Source organism: Phaeobacter sp. HS011 (assembly GCF_018101215.1).
GTDB classification, from domain to species: Bacteria; Pseudomonadota; Alphaproteobacteria; order Rhodobacterales; family Rhodobacteraceae; genus Phaeobacter; species Phaeobacter inhibens.
The window spans coordinates 111,517-138,512 of record NZ_JAGEUF010000009.1 but is presented as its reverse complement, the minus strand read 5'-3'; the positions used below and the strand labels follow the sequence as shown (position 1 = coordinate 138,512).

Annotated in this window: 22 protein-coding genes; 14 read left to right on the top strand and 8 right to left on the bottom strand. The window is 63.0% G+C overall.

Going from position 1 to position 26,996, the window contains the following annotated elements; genetic code table 11:
* Positions 1 to 55: 55 nt before the first annotated feature.
* From J4721_RS16830 to J4721_RS16810, 5 genes are read left to right on the top strand one after another with little or no spacing between them, the layout of a single operon-like run.
* Positions 56 to 1,099 (top strand): ABC transporter permease, encoded by a 1,044-nt coding sequence (locus J4721_RS16830; protein WP_102898159.1) that lies wholly within the window; start codon positions 56 to 58, stop codon positions 1,097 to 1,099.
* A complete protein-coding gene (locus J4721_RS16825) occupies positions 1,099 to 2,001 on the top strand; it encodes an ABC transporter permease (RefSeq protein WP_102859211.1) in 903 nt (300 codons plus the stop codon). Before J4721_RS16830 ends, J4721_RS16825 begins: the two co-directional genes overlap by 1 nt.
* Positions 1,998 to 2,846 carry an ABC transporter ATP-binding protein gene (locus J4721_RS16820; RefSeq protein ID WP_211003197.1) on the top strand — a complete coding sequence of 283 codons (849 nt, stop codon included), beginning with the start codon at positions 1,998 to 2,000 and terminating at the stop codon, positions 2,844 to 2,846. Before J4721_RS16825 ends, J4721_RS16820 begins: the two co-directional genes overlap by 4 nt.
* A complete protein-coding gene (locus J4721_RS16815; protein WP_076617105.1) occupies positions 2,843 to 3,589 on the top strand; it encodes an ABC transporter ATP-binding protein in 747 nt (248 codons plus the stop codon). Before J4721_RS16820 ends, J4721_RS16815 begins: the two co-directional genes overlap by 4 nt.
* A 30-nt stretch (positions 3,590 to 3,619) precedes the next feature.
* Positions 3,620 to 4,159 carry a GAF domain-containing protein gene (locus J4721_RS16810; RefSeq protein WP_211003198.1) on the top strand — a complete coding sequence of 180 codons (540 nt, stop codon included), beginning with the start codon at positions 3,620 to 3,622 and terminating at the stop codon, positions 4,157 to 4,159.
* A 136-nt stretch (positions 4,160 to 4,295) separates the two neighbouring features.
* On the opposite strand, the gene J4721_RS16805 is transcribed toward J4721_RS16810, so the two are convergent.
* Complete coding sequence (locus J4721_RS16805) at positions 4,296 to 4,766, bottom strand: hemerythrin domain-containing protein (protein WP_211003199.1); 471 nt, start codon at positions 4,764 to 4,766, stop codon at positions 4,296 to 4,298.
* Between the two features lie 208 nt (positions 4,767 to 4,974).
* Between J4721_RS16805 and J4721_RS16800 the strand changes: the two genes are divergently transcribed.
* The 3 genes from J4721_RS16800 (at position 4,975) to J4721_RS16790 (ending at position 7,518) form a co-directional block, all read left to right on the top strand.
* Positions 4,975 to 5,613 carry a LysE family translocator gene (locus J4721_RS16800; protein WP_211003200.1) on the top strand — a complete coding sequence of 213 codons (639 nt, stop codon included), beginning with the start codon at positions 4,975 to 4,977 and terminating at the stop codon, positions 5,611 to 5,613.
* Between the two features lie 163 nt (positions 5,614 to 5,776).
* A complete protein-coding gene (locus J4721_RS16795; protein WP_211003201.1) occupies positions 5,777 to 6,823 on the top strand; it encodes an amidoligase family protein in 1,047 nt (348 codons plus the stop codon).
* Positions 6,820 to 7,518, top strand: a complete 699-nt coding sequence (locus tag J4721_RS16790; protein ID WP_102849619.1) for a gamma-glutamyl-gamma-aminobutyrate hydrolase family protein — start codon at positions 6,820 to 6,822, stop codon at positions 7,516 to 7,518. Before J4721_RS16795 ends, J4721_RS16790 begins: the two co-directional genes overlap by 4 nt.
* 153 nt (positions 7,519 to 7,671) lie before the next feature.
* Here the strand turns inward: J4721_RS16790 and J4721_RS16785 are convergent, their stop codons facing one another.
* The 5 genes from J4721_RS16785 to J4721_RS16765 form a co-directional block, all read right to left on the bottom strand.
* On the bottom strand, positions 7,672 to 9,888 hold the full coding sequence (locus J4721_RS16785) for an NADP-dependent isocitrate dehydrogenase (protein ID WP_211003202.1): 2,217 nt from the start codon (positions 9,886 to 9,888) through the stop codon (positions 7,672 to 7,674).
* Between the two features lie 303 nt (positions 9,889 to 10,191).
* The gene (locus J4721_RS16780; protein WP_211003203.1) at positions 10,192 to 11,043 is read right to left on the bottom strand and encodes an ABC transporter permease; all 852 of its coding nucleotides are present in this window, start codon (positions 11,041 to 11,043) and stop codon (positions 10,192 to 10,194) included.
* Complete coding sequence (locus J4721_RS16775; RefSeq protein WP_014875728.1) at positions 11,036 to 11,803, bottom strand: ABC transporter ATP-binding protein; 768 nt, start codon at positions 11,801 to 11,803, stop codon at positions 11,036 to 11,038. The genes J4721_RS16780 and J4721_RS16775 overlap by 8 nt, the downstream gene beginning before the upstream one ends.
* 51 nt (positions 11,804 to 11,854) lie before the next feature.
* On the bottom strand, positions 11,855 to 12,874 hold the full coding sequence (locus J4721_RS16770; RefSeq protein ID WP_102914556.1) for an ABC transporter substrate-binding protein: 1,020 nt from the start codon (positions 12,872 to 12,874) through the stop codon (positions 11,855 to 11,857).
* A gap of 83 nt (positions 12,875 to 12,957) precedes the next feature.
* Complete coding sequence (locus J4721_RS16765; RefSeq protein ID WP_102873607.1) at positions 12,958 to 13,638, bottom strand: GntR family transcriptional regulator; 681 nt, start codon at positions 13,636 to 13,638, stop codon at positions 12,958 to 12,960.
* Positions 13,639 to 13,829: 191 nt separating this feature from the next.
* On the opposite strand from J4721_RS16765, the gene J4721_RS16760 reads away from it, so the two are divergent.
* Together J4721_RS16760 and J4721_RS16755 are read left to right on the top strand one after the other, a co-directional pair.
* On the top strand, positions 13,830 to 14,963 hold the full coding sequence (locus J4721_RS16760; protein WP_211003204.1) for a metallophosphoesterase: 1,134 nt from the start codon (positions 13,830 to 13,832) through the stop codon (positions 14,961 to 14,963).
* Complete coding sequence (locus J4721_RS16755; protein WP_211003205.1) at positions 14,960 to 17,590, top strand: AAA family ATPase; 2,631 nt, start codon at positions 14,960 to 14,962, stop codon at positions 17,588 to 17,590. The genes J4721_RS16760 and J4721_RS16755 overlap by 4 nt, the downstream gene beginning before the upstream one ends.
* A gap of 13 nt (positions 17,591 to 17,603) precedes the next feature.
* On the opposite strand, the gene J4721_RS16750 is transcribed toward J4721_RS16755, so the two are convergent.
* Entirely contained in the window at positions 17,604 to 18,089 is a 486-nt protein-coding gene (locus J4721_RS16750; protein ID WP_371816088.1) for an SH3 domain-containing protein, read from the bottom strand.
* Between the two features lie 272 nt (positions 18,090 to 18,361).
* Here J4721_RS16750 and J4721_RS16745 point away from each other — a divergent pair, with 272 nt between their 5' ends.
* The 4 genes from J4721_RS16745 (at position 18,362) to J4721_RS16730 (ending at position 25,879) form a co-directional block, all read left to right on the top strand.
* Positions 18,362 to 19,348 carry a D-glycerate dehydrogenase gene (locus J4721_RS16745; RefSeq protein ID WP_102849615.1) on the top strand — a complete coding sequence of 329 codons (987 nt, stop codon included), beginning with the start codon at positions 18,362 to 18,364 and terminating at the stop codon, positions 19,346 to 19,348.
* A gap of 40 nt (positions 19,349 to 19,388) precedes the next feature.
* Entirely contained in the window at positions 19,389 to 21,179 is a 1,791-nt protein-coding gene (gene ggt, locus J4721_RS16740; protein WP_211003206.1) for a gamma-glutamyltransferase, read from the top strand.
* A 142-nt stretch (positions 21,180 to 21,321) separates the two neighbouring features.
* Complete coding sequence (locus J4721_RS16735; RefSeq protein WP_211003207.1) at positions 21,322 to 22,725, top strand: FAD-binding oxidoreductase; 1,404 nt, start codon at positions 21,322 to 21,324, stop codon at positions 22,723 to 22,725.
* Positions 22,726 to 23,368: 643 nt separating this feature from the next.
* Positions 23,369 to 25,879, top strand: a complete 2,511-nt coding sequence (locus tag J4721_RS16730) for an FAD-dependent oxidoreductase (RefSeq protein ID WP_211003208.1) — start codon at positions 23,369 to 23,371, stop codon at positions 25,877 to 25,879.
* A gap of 96 nt (positions 25,880 to 25,975) precedes the next feature.
* On the opposite strand, the gene J4721_RS16725 is transcribed toward J4721_RS16730, so the two are convergent.
* On the bottom strand, positions 25,976 to 26,974 hold the full coding sequence (locus J4721_RS16725; RefSeq protein ID WP_211003209.1) for a Gfo/Idh/MocA family protein: 999 nt from the start codon (positions 26,972 to 26,974) through the stop codon (positions 25,976 to 25,978).
* Between the last annotated feature and the right edge of the window lie 22 nt (positions 26,975 to 26,996).

Below are 26,996 nucleotides of genomic sequence, written 5' to 3'. Positions count from 1 at the left end.
GGTGTGTCTGCGGTCGTGAATCGTCGGCTTCGGCTATGTGAAAGGGCAGGGTATCTTGACCAGCACAGGAACAACGAGACGCGCAGTTCTGCGCTGGGGACGAGGGCTTGCGGGCTTTGCCATCGTGTCGACGCTGACCTTTCTCGGCCTTCTGGCAATCACGTTTTTTATTGGCCGTGTGGTGCCGATTGACCCGGTTCTGTCAGTGGTCGGAGATCGCGCCACGCAGGACCAATACGAGGCGGCGCGGGTTGCCATGGGATTGGATCGTCCGCTGGTGGTGCAGTTTTTCGCCTATGTGGCGGACGTCTTTCAGGGCGATTTGGGGCGTTCCGTTTCCACCAACCGGCCCGTCGTGTCCGATCTTGCGCGGGTGTTTCCCGCCACGCTGGAAATGGCCACGCTCGGCATCATCATTGGTGTGCTGATGGGGGTTCCCATGGGTGTCTGGGCTGCCGCGCGGCAGGGCACTTGGGTCGATCAGATCATCCGGGTCTTTGCGCTGCTGGGCTATTCGGTGCCTGCGTTCTGGCTCGGGCTGGTCGGACTGGCGGTGTTTTATGCGGGTCTGGGCTGGGTCGCGGGACCGGGGCGAGTCGATATCTTCTATGACGGGCTGATTGATCCGGTCACCGGTCTGTTGTTGGTCGATAGCCTGCTGGTCGGCGACACCGAGGTGTTCTGGAACGCGCTCTCGCATCTGGTGCTGCCTGCGGCCATCCTCGGGTTTTTCAGCCTCGCCTATATCGCGCGCATGACCCGCAGTTTCATGCTGGACCAGCTCAGTCAGGAGTTCATCACCACCGCCCGCGTCAAGGGCGTGCCGGAATGGAAAGTGATATGGGTGCATGGGTTCAAACCAATCCGGGTGCCGCTGATCACTGTGATTGGCCTCTCTTATGCCGCTCTGCTGGAAGGGTCGGTGATGATTGAGACCGTATTCAGCTGGCCCGGCATCGGCAATTACCTCACCGTGGCGCTGCTCAACGCGGATATGAACGCTGTGCTTGGCTCGACACTGGTGATCGGCGCGGTCTTCATCTTCATCAACAAGATCTCGGATGTGCTGTACCGGGTTCTCGACCCAAGGAGCCTGTGATGCTGAGCCGCGACTGGTTGCTGGACGACTCACCCGCCACACGGACCCAGGCCACCGCAGGGCGCGCCTATCGCATGATCCTTGCGCTGATGCGCAACCCGCTGGCGGTGTTGGGGGCGATGATCATCACGATCCTCATTCTTGCAGCGGCGCTGGCGCCCTGGATCGCACCGCATAGCCCAGTGGGGCAGGACCTGTCCTCCCGTCTGTTGCCACCTTCCTGGGCCAATTGGATGGGCACGGATGAGCTGGGGCGGGATATCTTCTCCCGCGTGGTTTACGGCGCGCGCATCACGCTGATGATCGTGGCGCTGGTGGCGGTGATATCGGCACCGCTGGGGCTGATCATCGGGGCGATTTCGGGCTACTTCGGCGGCTGGATCGACCGGATCCTGATGGGGATTACCGATGTCTTCCTGTCGATGCCCAAGCTTATTCTGGCGCTGGCCTTTGTCGCCGCCTTGGGGCCGGGGATCGAAAACGCGATCATCGCCATCGCAATCACCGCATGGCCTGCCTATGCCCGCATCGCACGGGCCGAAACGCTGACCTTCCGCAACGCCGAATTCATCGCCGCGACGCGTCTGCTGGGGGCCTCGCACAGCCGGGTTATCCTGCACCATGTGCTGCCGCTCTGTACCTCCTCGATGATCGTGCGGGTGACGCTGGATATGGCCGGGATCATTCTGACGGCAGCGGGTCTTGGGTTTCTGGGTCTGGGCGCGCAGCCGCCGCTGCCCGAATGGGGCGCGATGATCTCGCGCGGGCGGGTGTTCATTCTGGACCAATGGTGGGTTGCGACCATGCCCGGCATTGCCATCATCGTGGTCAGCCTTGGCTTCTGTTTCCTTGGCGATGGCTTGCGCGATGTGCTGGACCCCAAACAGGGGGGCAAGTCATGAGCCAATCCACATCTGCCCCCTTGCTGGAGGTTGAAAACCTCCGCGTCAGCTTTCCGACCCCCAAGGGACGGGTTGAGGTGGTCAAGGGGCTGAACCTGACCCTGGGCCGCGAACGCCTAGGTATCGTGGGCGAGAGCGGATCGGGCAAATCCATGACCGGCCGCGCCATCCTGCGGCTGATCCGCCGCCCGGGCCAGATGGCGGCGGACCGGCTGGCACTGGAGGGGCAGGACCTGCAAACCCTCAGCGAACGCCAGATGCGCAATATCCGTGGGGCGCGGATCTCGATGATCATGCAGGACCCGAAATTCTCGCTCAATCCGGTGATGACCATCGGCGCACAGATCGCCGAGGCGCTGGATGTCCACGAACGTCTCAGCCGCCGCGACACCCGTGCCCGTGTGCTGGAGATGTTGGAGGCGGTGCGCATCAACGACCCCGAACTGGTGGCGCAGATGTATCCCCACCAGGTCTCCGGCGGCATGGGGCAGCGGGTGATGATCGCGATGATGCTGATCCCGCGCCCAGATCTGTTGATCGCGGATGAGCCGACTTCGGCGCTGGATGTCTCGGTACAGGCGCAGGTGCTGGATCTGATTAATGATCTGGTGCGGGACAAGGGCATGGGCCTGATCCTGATCAGCCATGATCTCAATCTGGTGGCGCGCTACTGTGACCGGATCATGGTGATGAATGCCGGCCGCGTGGTCGAAAGCTGCGCCGCCGCTGATCTGCACAAGGCCAGCCACCCCTATACCCAAGGTCTGCTGGCAGCGGTGCCCCGGATGAAGGAAACCCGCGACACGCTGCCTGTGCTGGACCGATCAAGCTGGAGCGGCACATGACAGCGATTTCTCTGAGAAACCTCGATATTTCCTACGGCGACACGAGGGTGGTGCAGGGCGTCAGCTTTGATGTGGCTGAGGGGGAGAGCTTTGCGCTGGTCGGCGAAAGCGGATCGGGGAAATCCACCGTGCTGAAGGCGATTGCCGGGCTTGCGCCTGACTGGACTGGTGAGATCTCCGTTCTGGGTCAGCCGCGCAGCCACGGGATTGATCGCGCGTTTTCCCGAACCTGCCAGATGGTGTTTCAGGATCCCTATGGATCATTGCACCCGCGCAAACCGGTCGACTGGGTGTTGCGGGAGCCCCTGCGGGTGCATGGCATCGGCGCGCGTGACGCCCGCGTCGCAGAGGTGCTGGCCGCAGTCGGCCTCGACCAGCGGTTCCGGTTCCGCTATCCGCATCAGCTGTCCGGTGGGCAGCGCCAGCGGGTCGCCATTGCGCGGGCCTTGATGCTGGAACCCAAGGTGATGCTGCTGGATGAACCGACATCGGCGCTGGATGTGTCCGTGCAAGCCGAGATCCTGAACCTGCTGAAGGCGCTGCGCCGTGCGCAGGGGCTGACCTATCTGATGGTCACCCATAACCTGCCTGTTGTCAGCTTCATGTGTGATCGCATGGCGGTGATGAACAAGGGGCGCATTGTTGAGATCGCCCCAGCTGAGGCGCTGCATGACGGCGGCTTCAGTGATGCTTATACGCAGCAGCTCTATGCCGCCAGCGGTGGCGCGGAGCCGACCACGTGACAATTTCCCCGAGAAGATGGATCCCACCGAATGCCCGACGATAGACTGCCGGAAAATATCTCAGAGACCGTGTCTGTACCCCAGTCGACAGAGGCGCTGCGCCATTTCACCGACGCACTGGCCGCCGCCACAACTGCCGAGGCTGCGTATGATGCCCTCTGCGCGCTGACCAAGGCGACCGTCGGGGCAAAGCTGTTCACCGTGATGACGGTGGATATGACCGCCATGCTGGCCTGTCGCACCTATACCGATGATCCCGAGAACTACCCGACCTCCGGCACCAAGCCGATTGAAATGAATGACTGGTTTGAGATCGTCCATGGTCAGCACCGCAGTTTCGTTGCGAATACGCTGGAAGAAATCGATCAGGTCTTCCCCGATGCGGAGCTGATCGGGGCGCTGGGCTGCGGGTCGGTGATCAACCTGCCGGTACTGATCGGCGGCGAACTTGCCGCGACCATCAATATTCTGCATGAGTCGGGGTACTATACAGAGGCGCGCGTTGAGGCGGCAAAGGCCTTGCTGACCCTGCCTGCAATGGCGACGCTGGCCTTCGCCCGGCAGCTGTAGTCTCTGATCCGCGCGTTAGGCGAAGAAAGAGGCCGCGCGTCGGCGGCCTCTCTGTGATCTGCGGTCCCGTGCGCGCGGCGCCGAGAGGCCAGCGTCAGGAGCGAGGGAGGCGGAAAGCGGGTTTCCGGTCGGCGGATCAGTCTTCCAGACTGTCCTCGCGTTTCTCGTCGATCAATCCGCGTTCCTCATCCTTGCGTTTTTGGAAGCGGGTACCATAGCCTTCGAGTTCCTCGTCGGAAATCACCTCTTTGGCGCGGGTAAAGACCTCGTTCTCCTCCTCATCCATGTGATGCTCATATTCATGCTTCAGCTGTTCGAACTTGGTCATCCACAACTCCGAAGACATTTTCATCACATTCAGCTCTTCCATCAGATCATCAAGCTGCTGGTGCTCGTGCACGGAATGCCGGGCCGCATCCTGGCCCCAGGTCTGGCTGATCAGTTTGGAATAGAAGGTCTCTTCCTCCGCGGCAGCGTGGCTTTTGACGTCTTCGTAAAACCGTTTCCAAAGGGCGCCGCGCGCCTCGACCTTGCTGTCCTGAATGGAGGTCAGCAATTTGCGGTGGGTATCGTGATCGTCCTTGATTGCATCATAAATTGTTGGCATTGGAAGCTCCAGTCTGGCGGGGTCGGTTGAACGGCGCGGCTGCCTTGCCGGGACAGGGTGCCGCGGTTCTCTGACAGACAAACGCCGCGATCAGGCAGAGTGTTCCTAGATCGGTCAATCGCTCCGCAGGATTGCGCAGGATCCGGGTCGCGCGTGCTGCACGGTCCAGCCTATTTTGAGACGGCAGGCTGGCAGAGGATCCACGGAAATGACTCTGGATATGGTATTGGCGCTTGTGCTGTTTTTGTTTCCGCTGGCCTATAGTCCGGGGCCGGGCAATCTCTTTTTTGCGGCCAATGGTGCGCGGTTTGGTTTTCGCGCGACCCTGCCTGCGACAACGGGCTATCATACTGCTACGGCTGCGGTGACGCTGCTGATCGGGTCAGGGGCGCTGGCGGCTCAGGCGGTGGCGCAGGAAGCGTTTATTTGGTTGAAGATGGCAGGCGCGGGTTATGTGCTATGGATCGCATGGGGCATGTGGCGCGCCGGTGGACTGCAGGCAGAGCTTCAGGCCCGACCGGCCCGGTTTCGCGATGGTGTGCTGTTGCTGCTGCTGAACCCTAAGGCCTATGTGATCATTGCGGTGATGTTCAGCCAGTTTCTGGTGCCTGCCGATCCCGCGCGCATAGCCGATGACGCAGCGGCCCATCTTTCTTCGGGACAGCTGGGGCTGGTCACGATTATCACGCTGATCTTCACGCTGAACAATCTGGTGGCGTTTTCGATCTGGACATGGATCGGCGAGGGTCTTGCGCGACAGATCTTCCGCGATGATCGGGCGCGCCAGATGAACCGGGGGTTTGCCCTGCTGCTGGTGGTTGTCGGCCTCTGGATGCTGTTGATCTGACTGTCGATCTGACGGGGCCTATCTTACACCGCAGCGGATTTCGACCGGCCGCACCCATCAGCAAACCAGCGTAAAAAACGCGACAGGATCGCGCCCGCGCCCGCAGAGGTGGAACATTTTTGCATCGGTGACGTTGGGTCTGTGAGCGAGCACGGAGCCCATGATGTTGGAAAGTGATCTGAGTACCGAGGCGGGTTTTGCCTCTCCCCTTGACGGCCGGTTGGCTGAACGCGCGGATGCGCGGGGCGCTGTCAAATCGCTGCCGCAGATGTCTGGGGCCCGCACCCCCGCCGATAATCGCAAGGTCGGGGTCGAGATCGAGTTCGGCGGCCTCTCTGCCGCCGAGGCGCACGACATCGTCCAGCGCGAACTTGGCGGCGATATCCACGCGCAGGATGACATCGACGGCCCCAAGCCCCATGTCAAGAACACCCGGCTGGGCGATGTCGAGGTCTATCTGGACAGCCGGTACCGGACCGAAGTCCACGGGCTGGGCAAGGCGCTGTTCTCCCTCGCGGAGCCGCTGATCCCTGTCGAAATCGTGACCCCACCGCTGCCGCAATCGCAGCTGCCGCAGCTGGATCGTCTGTGTTCAAAACTGGCAGCGGCGGGGGCCACGGGCACGCAAGACGGTATGCTGAACGGCTTTGGCGTACATCTGAACGTCGAAGTTGCGGATATGACGGCGGATCACATCGTACCGGTGCTTACGGCCTTTGCTCTGCTGGAACCGGTGCTGCGCCGCAGTCCGGGCATCGACGTGTCGCGCCGGCTGCAGCCCTTTATCGCGCCCTATCCGGCGGCGCTGATTGATGCCCTCTGTGAGCACCCGCCACAGACAATGGAGGCGCTCTGCGACCTCTATCTCGACCATGCGGCGGATAGAAACCACGCGCTGGATCTGCTGCCACTGCTGGCCGATTACGCGCCGGATCGCGTGCGCGAAGCGCTGGGCGAGGATGACAAAACCGCCGCGCGCCCGGCCTATCACTACCGTCTGCCGGATTGCCGTCTGGGGCAACCGGGGTGGTCGATCAGCCAGGAATGGAACCGCTGGGCAGAGCTGGAGCAGATCGCCCGCGACGCTCGGCTGGACCAACTGATCAAGGCCTGGAAGGGCCGCCCGCGCAGCGAACAGCTGCTGAACCGCGAATGGGCCAAACACGCGGCCGAGGTTCTGAACACCGCAGCACGAGGAGACGCCGCATGAAACCGATCATTGCAGTCACCGTCTCGCGCCGCAGCGGCTGGCGGATCTTTCCCCTGATGGCCCTGAACATCTGGCTGGCCGGTGGCCGTGCCGTGCGCTGGCAAAGCGACCGCGCCGCCGATCTGGCGCAGGTGGATGGTGTGGTCATTGGTGGCGGAGACGACATCGCGCCAACGCTCTACAAGGGGCAGATCATGCCGGAGGTCCGTCTGGACCCCGACCGCGACGCGCTTGAGGCTGATATCGTGCGGCAGGCAACCCAACAGGATGTGCCCCTTTTAGGGATCTGTCGCGGGGCGCAGATGCTGAATGTGGCCCGCGGGGGCGCGCTCTATCAGGATGCCTATGCGTTCTATGGATTGGAAAACTACAAGACAGTGCTCCCCCGCAAGAAGGTCACGATTACCAACAACAGCACACTGCGGCGTATCCTTGGGGTGCCTGAGCTGAAGGTCAACGCCCTGCACAGCCAGTCGGTCAGCAACCTCGGGCAGGGGCTGCGTGTCACCGGGCGCGATCAGTCCGGCATGGTGCAGGCGATCGAGGATCCGGGCCGTCGGTTTGCAGTCGGCGTGCAGTGGCATCCTGAGCATCTGTTCTACCAGCCCGCCCATCTGAACCTCTTCCGCGCGCTGGTCGAGGCGGCGAGATCCAAACGCGACGACCCGGTCGAAGCGCTGGACATGGTCGGCTGATCCGCGCTGGCCGCGGCGCCCGCCCGTGGGTGCCGCTCGCCCTGACACCTCCCCCCGAGGCTTCGCTGTCTGAACGAAAAAAACGCCCGGATCGCTCCGGGCGTTTTTTATGGTTTCAGGGCAGTATGCAGCCCTAATCACGCCAATGCGTGATCAGCCGATGATGCCGTTCAGGGTCGCGCTGGGGCGCATCACGGCGGCGGTTTTTGTCGGATCGGCGTGGAAATAGCCGCCCAGATCAACGGCCTTGCCCTGAACCTCTGCCAGCTCGGCGAGGATCGCCTCTTCCTTGGCGGCCAGTTCTGCGGCGATGGGCGCGAAATGCGCGGCCAGCTCGGCGTCGTCCCCCTGCGCGGCCAGCGCCTCGGCCCAGTAACGGGCAAACCAGTAGTGGCTGGCGCGGTTGTCCGGCTCACCCACCTTGCGCGAGGGCGAGCGGTTGTGATCCAGAATGCCCTGCGTCGCGGCCTCGGCAGCAGCACCCAGCACGCCAGCCTTGGCGTTGCCTTTGCTGTCGGCGAGGAAATTCAGGCTCTCACCCAGCGCACAGAACTCACCCATAGAATCCCAGCGCAGGTGGTTTTCCTCAACCAGCTGCTGCACGTGCTTGGGCGCAGAGCCACCGGCCCCGGTTTCAAACAACCCGCCACCGTTCATCAGCTTCACAATCGACAGCATCTTGGCCGAGGTGCCCAGTTCCAGAATCGGGAACAGGTCGGTCAGATAGTCGCGCAGCACGTTGCCGGTGATGGCGATGCTGTCCTTGCCTGCAGTGATGGTTTTCAGCGACTGGGCTGTTGCCTCACGCGGGGCCATGATCTGGAACAGGTCGGATTTGCCTGCCGCTTCCAGCGCGGGCGTCACGTATTTGATCAGCTCTGCGTCATGGGCGCGGTTCTCGTCCAGCCAGAAAATCGCCTCGGAGCCGGTCAGACGCTGACGGTCCATCGCCAGTTCGATCCAGTTCTCGATCGGGGCCTTTTTCACGGTGCAGGAACGCCAGATATCGCCTGCCTCGACCTCATGCGCATGCAGCGTCTCGCCATTTGCCAGCACGATACGGATGGTGCCATCCGCAGGTGCCTCAAACGTGGTCGGGTGAGAGCCGTATTCCTCAGCCTTCTGCGCCATCAGGCCGACGTTGGCGACGGAACCGGCGGTGGTCACGTCCAGCGCACCATTGGCTTTGAAGAAATTGATGCTTTCATCATAGACGGTGGAATAGCAGCGGTCAGGGATCACGCAGTTGGTGTCGCCCTTGTTGCCCGCTTCGTCCCAGCCCTTGCCGCCGGCCCGGATCACCGCAGGCATGGAGGCATCGATGATCACATCGGACGGCACATGCAGGTTGGTGATGCCCTTGTCGCTGTCCACCATATACATGGACGGACGGTCCAGCGTGGCGATCTCTGCCTTGATCGCATCGCCATTGGGCAGGCCGTCGATGGTTGCCAGAACCGCGCCAAGGCCGGAATTGGCAGAGCCGCCAGCCGCTTCGATTTCAGCGCCGAATTTGTCCCAGACCGGACCCAGCCATGCCTTTACCGCGTGGCCAAAGATGATCGGGTCGGAGACCTTCATCATGGTGGCCTTCATGTGCAGCGAGAACATCGTGCCATCGGCTTTGGTGTCTTCGATCGCATCCTTCAGGAAGGACGACAGCGCCTTGGCAGACATGAAGGTCGCATCGGCAACGGTGCCCTCTTCCAGCGGCCAGCTGTCTTTCAGCACGGTAACCGCGCCGTCCTTGCCGACGAATTCGATCTTCGCGGTCCCGGCCTGCGCCGCAGAAATGGTGGCGGAGACTTCGTTGGCATAGAAATCATCGGCGGGCATCGACGACACTTTGGTTTTGCTGTCTGCAGACCATTTGCCCATCGAATGCGGGTTGTTCTGAGCAAAATTCTTCACCGCGCGGGCGGCGCGACGGTCCGAGTTGCCTTCGCGCAGCACCGGGTTCACAGCCGAGCCCTTGATGGTGTCATAGCGCGCGCGGATCTCTTTTTCCGCATCCGTTGCAGGATCTGCCGGGTAGTCAGGAATGCCAAACCCCTGCGCCTGCAACTCGGCAATCGCGGCGGTCAGCTGCGGTACCGAGGCCGAGATATTCGGCAGCTTGATGACATTGGCTTCGGGGGTTTTTACCAGCTGGCCCAATTCGGCCAGATCGTTGCTCTGACGCTGGGCGTCGCTCAACGCTTCGGGGAAGGTCGCAAGAATGCGGCCCGCCAGCGAGATGTCCTTGGTTCCAACGGAGACACCTGCCGCCGCGGCAAAGCTGCGGATGATCGGCAACAGAGAGGCGCTGGCCAGCTCGGGGGCTTCGTCTACGATGGTATACAAAATATCGGGGGTCGAATTTTCTGCCATATTCCACAACCTTTTTTCAGCGATATCGGAAACTTGGGTGAGCGATTGACGCTGCACCGGATGGACGGGGTGCTGCGGTCCAGCTTGGACGCGGGGGCGGTCATTCTGTGTCAGATCTGCTCTGACAGACCGGCAGCCCGCACGGACAACAGCCATTCATATGGCTCCCCGTGTAAATCAGGTCGCGCGCAGGTGCAATTGCCGACATGGGCTTTGTAGGGCGCAGATTGCCGCGCTTTTGAGATTATTGGGATGATATGCCGCCAATATGGGCAATTTGTCCCGTATTGGCCTCGCACATCGCTAGCCGCGCCAGCGCAACAGGCGGCGTTCTACCAGCCCGATCAGGCTGCTGACGAGCACACCCAGGATTGAGAGGATTGCCACACCGGCAAACAGCCGTTCCAGATCATAGAGCGACCCGGCCTCTAGAATATACGCACCAATGCCATGCTCTGCCCCCAGCATTTCAGCCGCCACCAGCAGGATAATGGCAATGGCCAGACTGATGCGCAGCCCCGACAGGATACCAGGCATCGCCCCCGGCAGCACGATCTTGCGCACAATCGACAGCCACGACAGATTAAAGCTCTGGCCCATGCGGATCAGGGTCCGGTCCACATTGTCCACCGCGCCATAGGTGGCGACCACCGTGGGGGTAAAGGTGCCAAAGGCGATCAGCGCATATTTCGAGGCTTCATCAATGCCGAACCAGATCACAAACAAAGGCAACAGCGCGATTTTCGGGATCGGGAACAACGCGGCGACCAAGGGCACCAGCCCGGCACGCACATAGGAAAACAGCCCGATCATCAGCCCGACGCCAATGCCGACGCTGGCCCCCAAGGCCGCGCCCACAACCAATCGCGACAGCGAGACGCTGACATGGGTCCACAGCAGGCCGGATGCATAGAGTTCCTGCAATGTGGCCAGCACATCGCTGGGGCGCGGCAGGGTCAGATTGGAAATCCAGCCCTGACGGGTGCCAAATTCGGCCAGAAGCAACAGCAGTACAAAGACCAGCCCGCCCACCCAGCGCCCGCCACGGGGGGCAAAGCCGCCACCGCGAAACTGGACCGGGCGCACGGGCGCATGTGGCTGGGGCGTCTGCGTGCTGGGGGCAGGCTGCACTGTGGCCATTCGGGTGTCAGACATTCATCAGCTCCGCATCTGCCGCCCGCGCCTCGTCACGCATCAGCTGCCACAGGTATTTCTGCTTCTGTTCCAGATCAGCATCGCCAAACTCACGCTCGGCCAGCGGCGTGTCCAGATGCACGATCTCTCGGATCTGACCCGGACGGCGCGACAGGACCACGATGGCATGGCCCAGACGCACCGCCTCGGCCAGATTATGGGTCACATAGACGGCGGTGAAGGGCGTACGCGTCCACAGTGCCACCAGATCATCCATCAGCAACTCACGCGTCTGGCTGTCCAGCGCCGACAGCGGCTCATCCATCAGCATCACTGCCGGGTTCACCGCCAATGCCCGCGCAATCGCCACTCGCTGCTTCATCCCGCCCGACAGTTGTTTGGGCAGCGCCCCGGCAAAATCGCTCAACTTGGTGCGCGCCAGAACATCGTCGATGATCCGCGCTGCCGCCGCGCCGCGAATGCCGTGGTCCTCCAGCACGAGACTGATATTGCCCCGGACCGTGCGCCAGGGCAGCAAAGCAAAATCCTGAAACACATAAGTCAGCGGATTAAGGCTGCCCTCGGGCGGCTGCCCCACCTGCAGGACCTCGCCTTGGGTGGGGCGTTCCAACCCGCCGATGAACCGCAGGAGGGTGGATTTTCCACACCCCGAGGGACCGACGATGCAGACAATCTTGCCGCTGGGAATATCCAGTGTGATGTCGCGTAGTACGGCGACATTGTCATAGGCATGACCCACCTCAGACAGGCGAATATCCATGATGTTGCTCCGCAAGAGGATGAGCCGGGGCAGGGCGCCCCGGCACAAAGGTCAGCCGATGGTGTCGACGTAGCTGGGATCCACCACGGTATCGAGCGTGATATCGCTGCCAACCAAACCCTCGGACTGGAACCAGGCCAGCTGGTCCGCCAGCGAGGCGGTGTTCAGCGCCGCCCCTTCGTTCAGGCGCATGGTGCCATTGATGATCGACTTGGCGGCTTTCTCGCGGGGGCGATCTGCGTAGACATATTTGTGGATCAGATCGACCATCTGATCGACGCCTGCATCACCGCTGGCCCGGTCGATCATGGTGGCGTTGTAATCCGCCACTCCGCGGCTGTAGGCGCTCAGGAAATCGCCGGTCATCTGCTGTTCCCCGCTGGCGTTGCTGGCCGAGGTGAACACCGTCGTCACCTGATAGTCGGGCAGATAGTCCGCCACATCGCCAATGATATGCACAGCGCCCGATCCCGCCAGCGGCTTGGCGATATGGGGCACGATCGACCAGGCATCAATCTGCCCTGATTTCAGCGCGCCGATGATCGCCCCGACCTTTTGCAGCGGCTTGAAGGACAGTGACACACCTTCCTTCTGCGCCATCCGCGAGCCCATGTAGTGGAACGACGATCCCGCCGTGGTCATGCCAAAGCTCTTACCGTCCAGCGCCGCAGGGCTGGTGATGCCCGCCTGATAGGCCGCGTCTGAGACCAGGATCTTCTGCCCGTCAATGCCCGGCTCCTCCGACAAGGCGCCGCCGATTACCTTGATCGCGCCCTTGTCCGCGAGCGAGATCAGCCCGCCCGACATCGCGGTGACGGCATAGTCGACGTCGCCCGACGCAATCGCCACCGACATCGGTGCCGCCGCCTGGAAAAACCGCAGCTCCACATCCAGCCCCGCATCGGCGAAATAGCCACGCTCCTGCGCAATGAAGCTCGCCGAATGGCTGGTAAAGCGCAGCGCCCCCAGCACGATCTTGCGCTTGCTCGCCAGCGCCGGTGTTGCCAGCCCTGCAACGGCGCCCGCACTGCCAAGAGCCGCAAGCGCGCGGCGGCGTGTCCAATGGGTCATGTCTTAATCCTCCCTCTTCGTGATTGTCGTGCCGGACCAATCCGGGCACCAATGTTTGCTGTTCCCACGTGGCGCGGGCAGGGTCAGACGCTCCTCGTGCCGGTCATCATGTCACCCGTCACATAGGTCTCCAGCGCCGCCACGGCGGCATTTGTGTTGCGCGCCAGAACCGCCTCCACCAGCGCCTGTTGTTGCTGTGCGCGGGCGGTAAAATCCAGCCGCCCCTCCCGCAGAAGTGCCAGCCGGAACCGGCGCGACTGGTCGTAGAATTTCAGCTGCATATCCGACAGCCGGGGCGATTGCGCGGCCTCCACCAGCACTGCGGCAAAGCTCCGACAGGCCATGTCCCAGTCCAGCGCCAGCGCATCATTGGCCTCTTTCAGCAGTGCCTCTTCTGTGCGGCGCAGCGCATGATGGGCGGCCAGAACCCGGCCCTCCCACTGTACATCGCTGCGCTGCAGCCCCAGCCGCAGGCCCAGCCGCTCCACCTCCAGCCGCATGAAGAGAATGTCCCGCAGATCGTCCTCAGTTGCGGAGGTCACGCGAAAGCCGCGCTGGGCGGTGGCCTCCACTAACCCCTCGGCGCTGAGCATCCGCAGGGTTTCGCGCATGGAGTGGTTGGAGCCGCCATAGGTCTGGCGCAGTGCCTCGATTTTCAGCTTCTGATCAGGGCGCAGCACACCAAAGGAGATGTCCCGACGCAGCGCTGCGGCCAGCACAGCGACAACCGTATCTTCCTCCGAGCGTGCGCGCCGACCAAACATGCTTTGATCCCTATTTTGAAAAATATCCAATATTTTTGCCGCGTCAGTCACACTCTGTCAATGGTTTCACCCCGCCCCTCATGCGCGTAGCTGCGATGCTTGCGCGGAGACGGCGTTGACGCCCCGGCGCGGCTCTGTCACTTCTGCATTCCACCCAGCTCTCTCTACCGCTTCAAAGGACCTTGCCCCGCATGACCAGTCTGCGCCTGCTGCACACCTCTGATCTGCATCTGGGCAAGCGGTTTGGCCAGTTTGATGAGGAAACCCGCGCCGCGCTGCAACAGGCCCGGCAGGGGGCATTGGCACGGCTGGCGCAGGTCGCCAGCGCTGAGGGTGCCGGACATGTGCTGATTGCGGGAGATCTCTTTGACACCGAAACCCCATCGGCGCGGGTGATCCGGCAGGCGCTGGCCGCGATGGCGGCAGCGGATCCGGTGCAATGGTGGATCATCCCCGGCAACCACGACAGCGGTGCAGCAGAGCCGCTCTGGGCGGAAATGGCACGCCACGCGCCGGAGAATGTGCATCTGCTGATGCAGCCCACGCCGGTTGAGATCGCCCCCGGTGCCACGCTGCTGCCCACCCCCTGTGAACGCCGTTTTGCCGGGCAGGATCGCACCACCTGGATGGACAGCGTCGAGACGCCGGAGGGGCATCTGCGCATCGGCTTGGCCCATGGTGCCGTGCTGGATTTCGACCGCGATCAAAACGGGGCAGAGACCATCGCCACCACCCGCGCCAGCAGTGCCCGGCTGGATTATCTGGCACTGGGCGACTGGCATGGCGATTTCACCCTGAACGCCCACAGCCGCTACCCCGGCACGCCGGAGCGGGATCGCTTCAAACATCCGGGGCGCGGCAGTTGTCTTCTGGTGGATCTGCCGGGCGCGGGCCAGTCACCACAGCTGCGCCAGATTGAGGTGGGACAGTACCACTGGCAGGATCTCGCGCTTGATCTGGCGCCGGGGCAGGATATCGGTGCCCTCATCAGGGAGGCGCTGCCGGATGATCCGCAGGACTGGCCCAACTGTCTGATCCGCATTCGCGCACGGGGCTGGGTCACCGCAGATCAGCACATGCAGCTGTTGCGCTTTATTGAAGAGCAGGCTCCGGCGTTTTGCCATCTCAGCCTTGATGAGGAGGGAGTGCGGATCGAACACCGGACCGAGGATCTGGACCAGATTGCCACCTCTGGCGCGCTGCGTGTCGCTGCTGAGGCGTTGACGGCCGAAAGTCAGAACAGCACCCTCGCCGAGGAGGCCCGCGATGTAGCCGCTGCCGCGCTGAATCGGCTCTATGCTGCCGTGCGGGAGGGCGCGGAATGAAGCTCACCTCCATTCGCCTGACCAATGTACGCCGCTTTGTCGACCCGGTGGAAATCACCGGTATCGGCCCCGGTCTCAACCTGCTGAGCGCGCCGAACGAGCAGGGTAAATCCACCATCTTTGACGCTCTGCACGCGTTGTTCTTCAAGGATGCGAAATCCTGGGACAAAGAGGTGCGCGCGCTGGCACCTCATGCGGGTGGCGACCCTGAGGTCGAGGTCGAACTGACCCATCAGGATAGTCATTTTCGCATCGCCAAAAGCTTTACCAAATCAGCAGGCAAAGGCACCGCGCGCATTTGGCGCGAGGGGACGCTCCTGCATCAGGCCGACGCGGCAGAGGCCTGGCTGCGCGACCTCATCGCCCCGCCAAAGGAGGGTCCGGTGGGGATGCTCTGGCTGCGGCAGGGGCTGACCGATTTCGCCGATGCCAAGGACACGCTGGAGGCGCGGCGCGATCTGATGTCGTCCCTCAGTGGCGAGGTGGAGGCCGTGACCGGCGGGCAGCAGATGGAACGCCTGCGCCGCCGTCTGCGCAGCGATCTCGACCGCATGGTCACCAGCCGTGGCGCCCGCAAGGGCGGCCCACTCGCTGAGGTGGAAGCCCGCGTGGCCGTGCTCTCTGAGCGGCGCGATGCGCTGACCGGGCAGGTCGCCGATCTGCGTCAACTGCTGGATCAGCGGCAACTCTTGCGCCGCGAACAGGCGGAGCTTGCCGCGCCGGAGGAAACTGCCGCCCGCCAGTCCCGGTTAAGGCACGCCGAAACCGCGCTGGCCGCCGCCGAACGTCACCGCGAGAAATGCGAGCAAGCCCGTCGCGCGCTTGATCTCGCCGTGTTGCAGCGCGACGGGCAGGCAGCCCGGATCGAAACACAGACCGCCCGCCTTGCCGATCACGCCCGCGCCACCACAGCCCTGATGCAGGCAGCAGAGCGGCGTGACGGGGCCGCAGATCAGGCCGCAGAGGCGGCCCAGCAGCTGAAACAGGCGGAGGCGACGGCTGCGCAGGCCCGCGACAGTGTCGCCCGGGCACGGAAATCCGTGGCGGCGGCCCTGCATGCGCAAGCCGCAGAACAGGCGCAGCTGCGTCGCACGGAGCTGGGCGAGCGTCTGGCACAGTTTGATGCGCGCCAGACCGAACTGGCCAAAGATCGCCAGCAGGCCGGGCAGGGCGTCGATGCGGATGCGCTCGCCCAATTGGAGGATCTGGCGCAGGCCGTCACTCTGGCGCAGCACGCCCGCGCCGCCTCTGCGGCGGCCCTCAGCGTCCGGTATCTGCCCGGCCGCACCGCAACGCTGCGCCTCAACGGTGAGAATTTCGAGGAGGGGGACGAGATTGCGTTGCCGGATGGCGGTGAGCTTGAGGTTCCGGGCCTTGCCACGGTCACGCTGCATCCTGCGCGCAGTGATGCCGCCGGGGCTGTATCCGAGGCCGAAACCGCGCTGGCAACGGCACTTGGACAACTGGATTTTGAGACCTTGGCACAGGCCCGTGCCGCCCATCAGGCGCGCCTTGCCGCCACCACCCGGCTGAAGGAAGGCGAAGCCACCCAGCGCGCACTTGCCCCCGAGGGGCGCGAGGCTCTGGTGTCAGCGATCGCGGCCCTGCCCGGTGGTGCTGACCCGCAGCAAGAGCAGGAGATCACCGCCACCTGCGACCCGCTGCCGGATCGCTCCACCCTGGAGGCGGCACTGGCGGAGGCGGAGGCCGTTCAGACGCGCGCGGAGGCCAATCTCGCCAAAGCGCGCACCGAGGAGGGCGCCGCCCAGCAATCCGCACATGGCGCCCTTGCTGAGGCCAAAGCGGCGGAGGCCGATCTTGACCGCGCCACGCAGGCCCTTGGCGAGACGGAAACCGCCACAACAGAGCTGGCCGCTCTCAGGGCCGAGATGCCTGCTTTGGAGCAGACCGTCACTGACGCCCGCGCCGAAGATGCCCGGCTGACCGCTGCCGCCCCGGATCTGGAACAGGCCCGCGCCGCCTGTCAGCGGGCCCGCTCGGTGGTGGAGACCGCACAGAGCCGATTGCAGGATTTGGCGCGCGATCTGGCCGTCTTGGACGCGCGTATCAGCGCCCATGCCAGTCACGCGGTTGAGGAGGAGCTGGCCGAGGTGACCGACCAGCTGGCCGTCGCGGAGGCCCGACAGCAGGCCCTGCATTTCGAAGTGGCCACCCTGCGCCGTCTTGATCAGGCGCTGGAGGCCGCGCAGGCGGGTGCTCAGGCGCAATATCTTGGGCCTCTGATGGCAGAGTTGACGCCGCTGTTGCGCAGGCTCTGGCCTGAGGCGCAGGTGCAGGTCGATGCCGACAGCGTGCTGCCCAGCCAGCTGGCGCGCGGCGCGGCAGAGGAACAGCTGACCCAGCTGTCAGGCGGCACACAGGAGCAACTGGCGCTGATGGTGCGGCTGGCCTTTGCCCGGTTGCTGGCCAAATCCGGCAGGGACATTCCAGTCATACTGGATGATGCGCTGGTTTATACTGATGATGCCCGCATCGAGGCGCTGTTTGATGCGCTGACGCTACAGGCCAATGATCTGCAAATTCTGGTGTTTTCCTGCCGGCAGAAGAGCTTTCGTGATCTTGGTGGCACCTGTCTGGCGATCCGGCCGGTGCAGGCGATTGCCTGATACGGCGAGGGCGTTAGTCGCGCAGCTCATCCGGGGCCACGCCCCAGAGTTTTTCCTTGGGCGCCCAGCCGCGATAGCCGCCGGCGGAAATTGAACACCAGCTGACTTCGCATTTGCCCAATCGGGCCACCACGCCCAGCTCAAAGGCGGCCGTGACCGGCGCGCCGCTGTCGGGGCGGGCATGAACCGTCAGCATGTCCTCTTCGATCAGCACGGTTCGGGCACCGGAGAGCAGCGCATAATGCACCCAGCCGCCCGCACCATCGCGGTCACGGACGCGGCGCCAATGGCCATATTCAGCGGTGATCTCCAGCGGCATGCCGCGCCGTTTGAACACCCAGTCGATCTTATGGGTGAGGGAGGGGCCACGGCGCACATTGCCCTCTGCGGCTTTCATCGACACGAAGCGGGGAAGGGGCAGATTGGTGACCGGACCACGCTCATCGCGCGCGGCGCCCTCGACCGGGATGAGCGCCCCGGTCATTGCAATCATGATCATGGCGACCACGGCCAGCCGGGACCGCAGATAAGATGCCGAAATGTTCACTGCCTGCTCGCTTCTTTTTTGCTGCCTGTTACCTGCCTGACCAATCCGAAAGCGCTGCGTTTTTTTGCCGACCTGCCCCTGATCTGATGTCCGGGTGCGATGAGGTCTGAAAAAAGAAAGCCGCGTCAGATGGGCCGAGGCGCGGGATGGTTCTTGTGCCTGCCCGCGTCCTGCGCCACGATGCCATGAGGCCAGAGAGATTGCAAAGCCGAGGGAGAGCAGCAGTGGCAAGAGAACGTCTGAGTGTTGTCGTAACGCGACGGTTGCCGGAGCCGGTTGAAACCCGGTTGAGCGAATTGTTCGATGTGCGCTTGCGCGAGGACGACACGCCGATGAGCCGGGCCGAACTGGCGACCGCGCTGAAGGATGCCGACGTGCTGGTGCCGACGGTGACCGACACCATTGATGCGGCATTGCTGGCACAGGCTGGAGACCGGCTGAAACTGATCGCCAACTATGGCGCCGGGGTTGATCATATTGATGTGGCAACGGCGCGCCAGCGCGGCATTCTGGTGTCCAACACGCCGGGCGTGCTGACCGATGATACCGCCGATATGGCGATGGCGCTGATCATGGCGGTGGTGCGCCGCATCCCCGAAGGCCTCGCCGTCATGCAAAAAGGTGACTGGCAGGGTTGGTCACCGACGGCGCTCTTGGGCGGGCGGCTTGCGGGGCGGCGTCTGGGCATTCTGGGCATGGGCAGTATCGGTCAGGCGGTGGCCAAACGCGCAGCGGCCTTTGGCATGCAGGTCCATTATCACAACCGCCGCCGCCTGCGCCCGGAGATCGAGCAGCGGTTTGAGGCCACCTATTGGGAAAGTCTTGATCAGATGGTGGCGCGGATGGATGTGCTGTCCATCAATTGCCCTTCCACGCCGTCGACCTTCCATCTGATGAACGCACGGCGCCTGAAACTGATGAAACCGGATGCGGTGATCGTCAACACCTCGCGCGGGGAAGTGATTGATGAACACGCGCTGACACGGATGTTGCGCAGCAGCGAAATCGCGGGTGCAGGTCTCGACGTCTATGAACACGGCACCGACATCAACCCGCGCCTGCGCGAATTGGAAAATGTCGTGCTGCTGCCGCATATGGGCTCTGCCACCCTCGAAGGGCGTCTCGAGATGGGTGAAAAAGTTCTTTTGAATATCAAGACATTCGAGGACGGCCACCGGCCACCGGATCAGGTCGTGCCGTCCATGCTCTAGGGTTGCTGACGCAGCCCGTCATATTAAGGGAGGCGACGTTATGAAACATCTGTTCTGGGCCGGCATACTGCTGGCAGCTACACCCGCTTGGGCACAGGAAGCGGCAGATGCCGTCGCGCCGGAAGGCGCCGCCGAAACCGCAGATGCCGGGTTCGCGGCCATCAGCGCGGAGGTCGCCGCCGCCATCGGGGCCAAGGAAGAAGGCACCCCGGTCACGGCTGACAATTGGATGGTGGCCGCCGCCAACCCTCATGCGGTGGCAGCGGGGGCAGAGGTGCTGCGCGCAGGCGGGACCGCTGCGGATGCCATGGTGGCCGTGCAGACCGTTCTGGGGCTGGTAGAGCCGCAGTCCTCAGGCCTTGGCGGCGGGGCATTTCTGGTCTGGTATGATGCGGCCACGGGCGAAGTGACCACACTGGATGGCCGCGAGACCGCGCCGCTGGCAGCCACGCCGACGCTGTTTCAGGACGACGCAGGCGAGCCGTTGAAATTCTACGATGCCGTGGTCGGTGGCCGCTCTGTCGGCACCCCCGGCACGCCTGCCTTGCTAGAAGCCGCGCATCGGCGCTGGGGCCGTGCCGCCTGGCCCGGCCTGTTTACCGCAGCCATTGATCTGGCCGAAGACGGCTTTGCCATCTCACCCCGGCTGGCCGGTCTGATCGAAAAAGACGCCGACCGCCTGTCGCGCTGGTCGGATACCGCCGATTACTTCCTGCCCGGTGGCACGCCGCTGGCGGTGGGCAGCATGCTGAAGAACCCCGCCTATGCCGATACCCTGCGCCGTCTCGCAGCGGAGGGCGCGCGCGGGTTCTATTCTGGCCCCGTGGCCGAGGCGATCACCAGCGCGGTGCGCGGCGCCGAGGGCAATCCCGGCGTTCTCTCAGCGATGGATCTGGCGCTTTATCAGGTGAAGGAACGCCCCGCCGTCTGTGTGGCCTATCGCGCGTTTGAGGCCTGCGGCATGGGGCCACCTTCGTCCGGGGCGCTGACCGTGGGGCAGATCCTCGGCATGCTCGGCAACTACGATCTGGCGGAACTGGGCGCAGATAACCCTGATGCCTGGCGCCTGATCGGCGATGCCTCGCGGCTCGCCTTTGCCGACCGGGGGCGGTACATGGCCGATAGCGACTTTGTGCCGATGCCGACACAGGGGCTGGTGGCGCAGGACTACCTCGAAACGCGCGCCACGCTGCTCAGCGGCGATGACGCCCTGCCGGAGGTGAACGCAGGCGCGCCGGAATTTGACCATGCGCTGCTGCTGGCCGATGATGAGTCGATTGAATTGCCTTCGACCTCGCATATCTCCATCGTCGATCAATATGGCAATGTGCTGTCGATGACGACCACCATCGAAAACGGTTTTGGCTCGCGGCTGATGGCGGCGGGGTTTCTGCTCAACAACGAGCTCACGGATTTCTCCTTCCGCACCCATCGCGACGGGGTGCCGATTGCCAACCGGTTGGAGCCGGGCAAACGCCCCCGCTCCTCCATGGCGCCCACCATTGTGCTGAAGGATGGGGAGCCGGTGCTTACCGTAGGCTCCCCCGGTGGCAGCCGCATCATCGGCTATGTCGCCAAGACGATCATCGCCTGGGCCGATTGGGGCATGGATGTGCAGCAGGCGGTGGCGCTGCCCCATGCGGTGAACCGCTTTGGCACCTATGATGTGGAGGCGGGCACCCGCGCCGAGGAGATGGCTCAGCCGCTCATCGATATGGGGTTTGAGGTCAACGCCCGCGACCTGACCTCTGGTCTGCATGTGATCGAAATCGGTGACGGGCTGAAAGGTGGCGCAGATCCGCGCCGCGAAGGCATCGCACTTGGCGAATGACATCGCCGCCCGGCCACATCTGGCCGGGCGTCCGATATCCTACCGACTACTGGGTATTGCTGGACCTTTGCACCGCTGTGTAAGTTAACAGGTGAAGTTCCGGGCAATCGTCCGGCACGCGCCTATTCAGGGGGATAAGACCATGGTGCAGGCCACAGCATTGCCGCGCAATGAGACCGGTATCAACGCGGTGATTGACGTGTTAAAACAACGCTTTGGTGAGCAGCTGCAGACCGGGCAGGCGATCCGCGAGCAGCATGGCCACACCACCACATGGATCACCAATCAGCCACCGGATGCGGTGGTCTTTCCGACCTCCACCGATGAGGTCGCAGAAATCGTCAGGACCTGCGCCGACTACGGCGTCCCGGTGATCCCCTATGGCACCGGCACTTCGCTAGAGGGGCATGTCAACGCCCCCGCGGGCGGGATCTGCGTGGATATGATGCGGATGGACAAGATCCTTGCGGTCCATGCCGAAGACTTGGATGTGGTGGTGCAACCGGGGGTGACCCGCGAGCAGCTCAACACCTATCTGCGCGATCAGGGGCTGTTCTTCCCGATTGATCCCGGCGCCAATGCCTCGCTTGGCGGTATGGCCGCGACCCGCGCCTCCGGCACCAATGCGGTGCGCTATGGCACGATGAAGGACAATGTACTGGCGCTTGAGGCGGTGATGGCAGACGGCGGGGTGATCCGCACCGCCCAGCGGGCCAAGAAATCCTCGGCCGGATATGACATGACCCGCCTTCTGGTCGGCAGCGAAGGCACGCTGGGCCTGATCACCGAACTGACCCTGCGGCTGCAGGGCATCCCGGAGGCGATCCGCTCGGCGCGCTGTGCCTTCCGCAGTGTGGATGACGCCTGCCGCGCGGTGATGATGACCATCCAATACGGCATCCCGGTGTCCCGGATCGAATTGCTGGACGAGATGAGCGTGCGCGCCGCCAACGCCTATTCCGGCCTCGACCTGCCGGAAATGCCGCTGTTGCTGCTGGAGTTCCACGGCTCAGAGGCGGGCGTGGTGGAACAGGCGGATACCTTCGCCCAGATCGCTGAGGAATTCGGCGGTTTTGATATCGCGGCGACCTCCACCGCTGAGGAGCGCAGCAAGCTTTGGCAGGCGCGCCACGATATGTATTGGGCCAGCCTGCAGCTGCGCCCCGGCGCCAGGGGGATCTCCACCGATGTCTGCGTGCCAATCTCGAAACTCGCCGAATGTGTCAGCGCTGCGCGCTCGAAAGCCGAAGAGATGGACCTCCTAGCGCCGATGGTCGGCCATGTGGGCGACGGCAATTTCCACGCGTTGTTGTTGATAGATATGGACAGCGCCGAGGAACGGGAGGCCGCAGATGCCTATGTCGGCTGGCTGAATGAGTTGGCGATCTCCATGGAGGGCACCTGCACCGGGGAACACGGTATCGGTCAGGGCAAACGCCCCTATCTGCAGCAGGAACTGGGCGAGACCACCCGCTATATGGCCGCGATCAAGGCGGCATTGGACCCCGAGAATATCCTCAATCCCGGCAAGATCCTGGAGATCTGAAGTCTGCCTGCCGGCAGCGCCGCGCGCCAGTCTGACGGCGGAATTTGAGTATTTAGAGAAAGGTGACAGGACGGACCTCGCTCTGTCACCTTTCCTGAAATACTCACGGCGCTGCCCTTGCAGGTGCAGAAGGCGGCCCGTTGCGAAGCTGCCGCACGCTGGGCTTACGTTTGCCCAATCTGAAGCTGTCATGATCTGAGCTGATCGCGATCACTGCCGGGACTGACATCCCCGGCACTTTGGAACAGGGCCCTTGGCAGGGGCACGCACAACCGACGTTCAGCGTGCGGGGCAGATGGCCCCGTCCCGCCTCCGCATCTGGCGGCGCCGCCACTTCTTATTGTTCGTTATTCTGGCCGTATTGCAGCACCGACCAAACGGCCGCAGCAGAGTATAAGAGAACGACACTCCGGCAGGGCAGTGCCCCGACCGGACCAAAGCCATGCGCATCGCGGCCTGTGCAAACCCAAGCGGCAAATCGGGGCCATGACCACGAAAACCGACAGAGGGCGGACAGAAACCTGCATTCAGGGCGACGCTAGGTCGGTTTTGTCATGTTTTGGGTCGGATGGATTTGGCGCGAAATTTGCAGGCGGGGCATAACTCCCTGCAAACGAGTCATCATTTTCCGGAGAGCGGGCCCATGAAAACCCAAGTCAAAGCATTGGTCGTCGGCGGTGGCGCTGTCGGCACCTCGATCGCCTATCACCTTGCCAAAGCAGGCTGGGACGACGTCATGCTGATTGAGCGTGATGAGCTGACCTCCGGTTCGACATGGCACGCGGCGGGCCTCCTGCCGCTGTTCAACATGTCCTATGCGACCACCCATATCCACAAATACTCGGTCGATTTCTACAAGACCCTTGAGGAAGAAACCGGCCTCAACGCTGGCTTTGCCGTGGTGGGCAACCTGCGTATGGCCCAGACTCAGGATCGCATGGACGAATACATGCTCTATGCCTCCACCGCAGAAACCTGCGACGTGGACTATGAATGGCTGACCCCGGATCAGATCAAGGAACGCTGGCCGCTGATCGAGACCGGCGATCTGAAGGGCGCGATCTACCATACCGAAGACGGCTACATTAACCCCGCAGACGTGACCCAGGCGATGGCCAAGGGGGCCCGTCAGCGCGGCGTTGAGATCCACCGTAAGCTGCAGGCCGACGATTTCCACTGGAACGGCACCCACTGGGAAGTCACCTGCACCAAGATGATCGAGAAGGGCGGCAACCTGATCGAGAGCGACGAGAAAGTCGTGATCACCGCCGAACATGTTGTCACCGCCTCCGGAAACCACGCGCAGCGCACCGCCAAGATGCTGGGCATCAAGATGCCGGCGATCCCGGTCGAGCACACCTTCATTGTCATGGACAAGGACCCCGAGCTGGTCAAATGGCGCGAAGCAGGCAACCCCGAGCACCCGGTGATCCGCGACGCCGATAATGAATCCTATGCCCGCGAGGAGCGTGGCGGTTGGATCCTTGGCATCTATGAGCACGGCGCGCCCGCGCGCTTTGAGCATGGCGTGCCCGACAGCTTCCGGGCGGACCTGTTCCCACTGGATCTGGACCGGATTGCCGACCAGTATATGGCGATGGCAGAGCGCGTGCCCTCCTGCGCCGAATCTGGCCTCAAGGACGATTTCAACGGCCCGATCTGCTACACCCCCGACGGCAACCCGCTGGTCGGCCCGGCACCGGGTCTGCGCAATATGTGGCTGGCAGAAGGCTTCTCCTTCGGCATCACCGCGGCTGGCGGCACCGGCTACTACCTGGCGCAGATGATGGTCGATGGCGAGGCCGAGATCGACATGGCGTCGCTCGACCCGAAACGCTATTCCTCCAACTGGATGACCACCGAGTTCGCGGCCCGCAAGAACGAAGAGTGCTATGAGCACGTCTACATCCTGCACCACCCGGACGAAGAACGCCCCGCAGCCCGCCCGCTGCGTACAGCACCCGCGTTTGACCGCCAGAAGGCCCGCGGCGCACAGTTCGGCTGGGTCAACGGCTGGGAACGCCCGAACTATTTCGGCCCCGTTGATGCGCCGGAAACCTTCGACCACGACGCCCGCTCCTTCCGTCGTGGCGGCTGGTGGCAGCATGCTGTGGATGAAGCCAAGGCCATCCGCGAAGGTGTTGGTCTGGTGGATGCTACTGCCTTCACCAAACATGTCGTCAAGGGCCCCGGTGCCACCCAGTTCCTCGATTGGTTCACCTGTAACAAACTGCCCAAGGTCGGCCGCATCAACCTGACCTATGCGCTGACCGCATTCGGCACCACCCGCACCGAATACACCATCGTGCGCAACGGCGAGAACAACTACTATCTCGTCTCCGCCGGTGCATGGTCCGAATATGACGCCGACTTCCTGCGCAAGGCCGCCGAGGATAAGATGGAAGAGTTCGGCTACATCGAGATCCAGGATGTGACCACCCAGTGGGGCGTCTTTGCCATCGCAGGGCCCAAATCCCGCGATGTGCTGAAAGAGGTGATCGTCGACGCCGACCCCGAAACCGCGCTGTCGAACAAGCGGTTCCCCTGGCTGTCGGCCCGTCAGATCGAACTGGGCATGTGCCCCGTCAATGCGATCCGTGTGGCCTATACTGGTGAACTCGGCTGGGAGCTGCATCACCCGATCGAGATGCAGAACTACCTGTTCGACCTGCTGGAGAAAGCGGGGGAGAAACACGGCATGAAGCTGGTCGGTGCGCGCGCCCAGAACTGGCTGCGTCAGGAGAAATCCTACCGCGCCTTCGGCAACGAGCTGGGCCGCGACGCGACCCCGCTTGAGGCCGACCTGCCGCGCTTTGTTGATCTGGAGAAAGACTTCCACGGCAAGGACAAGCTGGTTGAGACTGGCGTGCGCGTGAAATGCTGCACCCTGCTGATCGACGGGCCGGAAGATGCCGATCCTTGGGGCCATGAGGCGCTCTATGCTGAGGACGGCGTCACCCGCGTTGGCCGCCTCACCTCCGGTGGTTATTCGGTGGCCTTCGAGAAATCCATCGGCATGGGCTACGTGAAACCTGACGTCGCGGTCGAAGGCACCAAGCTGAAGGTCAAGATGCTGGACAAGCTGTGGGATGCGGTCGTGACCTGTGACAGCCCCTATGATCCCAAGAACGAAACCATTCGTATGAATGGCTGATCACAGACAGCGCCAACGCGGCTCTGACTGGAGCTCTAAAAAAGAAAGCCCCGGCCAATGTGCCGGGGCTTTTGCGTTCTGTCCTGAAAACCCATTTTAGTCTGTCAGGGCTGCGCGGCAGGAGGCTTCCCAATTGGTGAGAAACTCCATGATCTCCCAGCTGTCACGATGCCGGGGCGACGGGCGCGCGGCTTCGCGGTCGGACCGTGCGACATGATGCTCGACCAGCTTCGTTTGGTGATAGAACGCGTCATGGGGATCCTCGACATGGATCAGCTCCTCGGCGCCGTCGAACGGCGACCATTTGAGCGTGCTGCGGCCCTCAATGGGCTGCCACGGGTTGGTTTCGAAACTCAGAATGCCATTGTCGCCGATCACAGTGAACGCATTGCCGGTCCCGTAGGAGTCGGTAGAGTGCAGCGTGGCCAGAACGCCGTTTTCAAAACGCACCGAGCAGGCCGCATCGCAGACTGTCCCATCACCGTTGAGATTGCCAAACCCGTGCAGCTGGCGCTGACCAAACGCGTCCTCGCCACACATTGTCTGTACCGTCAGCTGTAGCAAAGAGGCCGGGTAACAACCCAGATTATACAGCGTTCCCATGCCCTTGGGGTTCACGAATTGCCAGATGTCGGCGCAGTAATACCCGTTGATACTGCGCAGCGCGCCAAGCCTGCCATCCTGCAATACCTCGACAAACCGCGCCAGCAGCGGATGCGCCAGATACATCAGCCCCTCGACAAAGAAAATGCCCGCATCCGCGACCGCGCCCAGCAGCGCGTCGGCCTCGGCCATGGTGGTGGTCAGCGATTTTTCCGACAGCACCGCCAGCCCTGCCTGCGCCGCCTTCGTGGTGACGACGTGGTGCATATGGTTCGGCAGCCCGATATAGATCGCATCCAGCTCCGGGTCAGACAGCACCGCGTCAAGATCTGTCAGACCATGGGGGATATCATGGCGCGCCTGAAACTCTGCGACCAGATTTGGCTGCCGGCCGAACACGCTATGGAGCTGCGATCCATCGCTTTTCTTGATGCCGTCAATCGCCTTGTTGGAGATGAACCCGGTGCCGATAATTGCCCATTTAAGTGTCATGGTAACCTTTGTGTCTTGGATC

Excerpts from the sequence above, each read along its gene's own strand:
- J4721_RS16805 (WP_211003199.1), bottom strand. The coding sequence starts at position 4,766 with ATGCCAACAATTTATGATGCAATCAAGGACGATCACGATACCCACCGC.
- ggt (WP_211003206.1), top strand. The coding sequence starts at position 19,389 with ATGAAACATCTGTTCTGGGCCGGCATACTGCTGGCAGCTACACCCGCT.
- J4721_RS16760 (WP_211003204.1), top strand. The coding sequence starts at position 13,830 with ATGACCAGTCTGCGCCTGCTGCACACCTCTGATCTGCATCTGGGCAAG.
- J4721_RS16800 (WP_211003200.1), top strand. The coding sequence starts at position 4,975 with ATGACTCTGGATATGGTATTGGCGCTTGTGCTGTTTTTGTTTCCGCTG.
- J4721_RS16785 (WP_211003202.1), bottom strand. The coding sequence starts at position 9,888 with ATGGCAGAAAATTCGACCCCCGATATTTTGTATACCATCGTAGACGAA.
- J4721_RS16775 (WP_014875728.1), bottom strand. The coding sequence starts at position 11,803 with ATGGATATTCGCCTGTCTGAGGTGGGTCATGCCTATGACAATGTCGCC.
- J4721_RS16795 (WP_211003201.1), top strand. The coding sequence starts at position 5,777 with ATGTTGGAAAGTGATCTGAGTACCGAGGCGGGTTTTGCCTCTCCCCTT.
- J4721_RS16770 (WP_102914556.1), bottom strand. The coding sequence starts at position 12,874 with ATGACCCATTGGACACGCCGCCGCGCGCTTGCGGCTCTTGGCAGTGCG.
- J4721_RS16815 (WP_076617105.1), top strand. The coding sequence starts at position 2,843 with ATGACAGCGATTTCTCTGAGAAACCTCGATATTTCCTACGGCGACACG.
- J4721_RS16790 (WP_102849619.1), top strand. The coding sequence starts at position 6,820 with ATGAAACCGATCATTGCAGTCACCGTCTCGCGCCGCAGCGGCTGGCGG.
- J4721_RS16820 (WP_211003197.1), top strand. The coding sequence starts at position 1,998 with ATGAGCCAATCCACATCTGCCCCCTTGCTGGAGGTTGAAAACCTCCGC.
- J4721_RS16825 (WP_102859211.1), top strand. The coding sequence starts at position 1,099 with ATGCTGAGCCGCGACTGGTTGCTGGACGACTCACCCGCCACACGGACC.
- J4721_RS16735 (WP_211003207.1), top strand. The coding sequence starts at position 21,322 with ATGGTGCAGGCCACAGCATTGCCGCGCAATGAGACCGGTATCAACGCG.
- J4721_RS16755 (WP_211003205.1), top strand. The coding sequence starts at position 14,960 with ATGAAGCTCACCTCCATTCGCCTGACCAATGTACGCCGCTTTGTCGAC.
- J4721_RS16725 (WP_211003209.1), bottom strand. The coding sequence starts at position 26,974 with ATGACACTTAAATGGGCAATTATCGGCACCGGGTTCATCTCCAACAAG.
- J4721_RS16750 (WP_371816088.1), bottom strand. The coding sequence starts at position 18,089 with ATGATCATGATTGCAATGACCGGGGCGCTCATCCCGGTCGAGGGCGCC.
- J4721_RS16780 (WP_211003203.1), bottom strand. The coding sequence starts at position 11,043 with ATGTCTGACACCCGAATGGCCACAGTGCAGCCTGCCCCCAGCACGCAG.
- J4721_RS16765 (WP_102873607.1), bottom strand. The coding sequence starts at position 13,638 with ATGTTTGGTCGGCGCGCACGCTCGGAGGAAGATACGGTTGTCGCTGTG.
- J4721_RS16730 (WP_211003208.1), top strand. The coding sequence starts at position 23,369 with ATGAAAACCCAAGTCAAAGCATTGGTCGTCGGCGGTGGCGCTGTCGGC.
- J4721_RS16810 (WP_211003198.1), top strand. The coding sequence starts at position 3,620 with ATGCCCGACGATAGACTGCCGGAAAATATCTCAGAGACCGTGTCTGTA.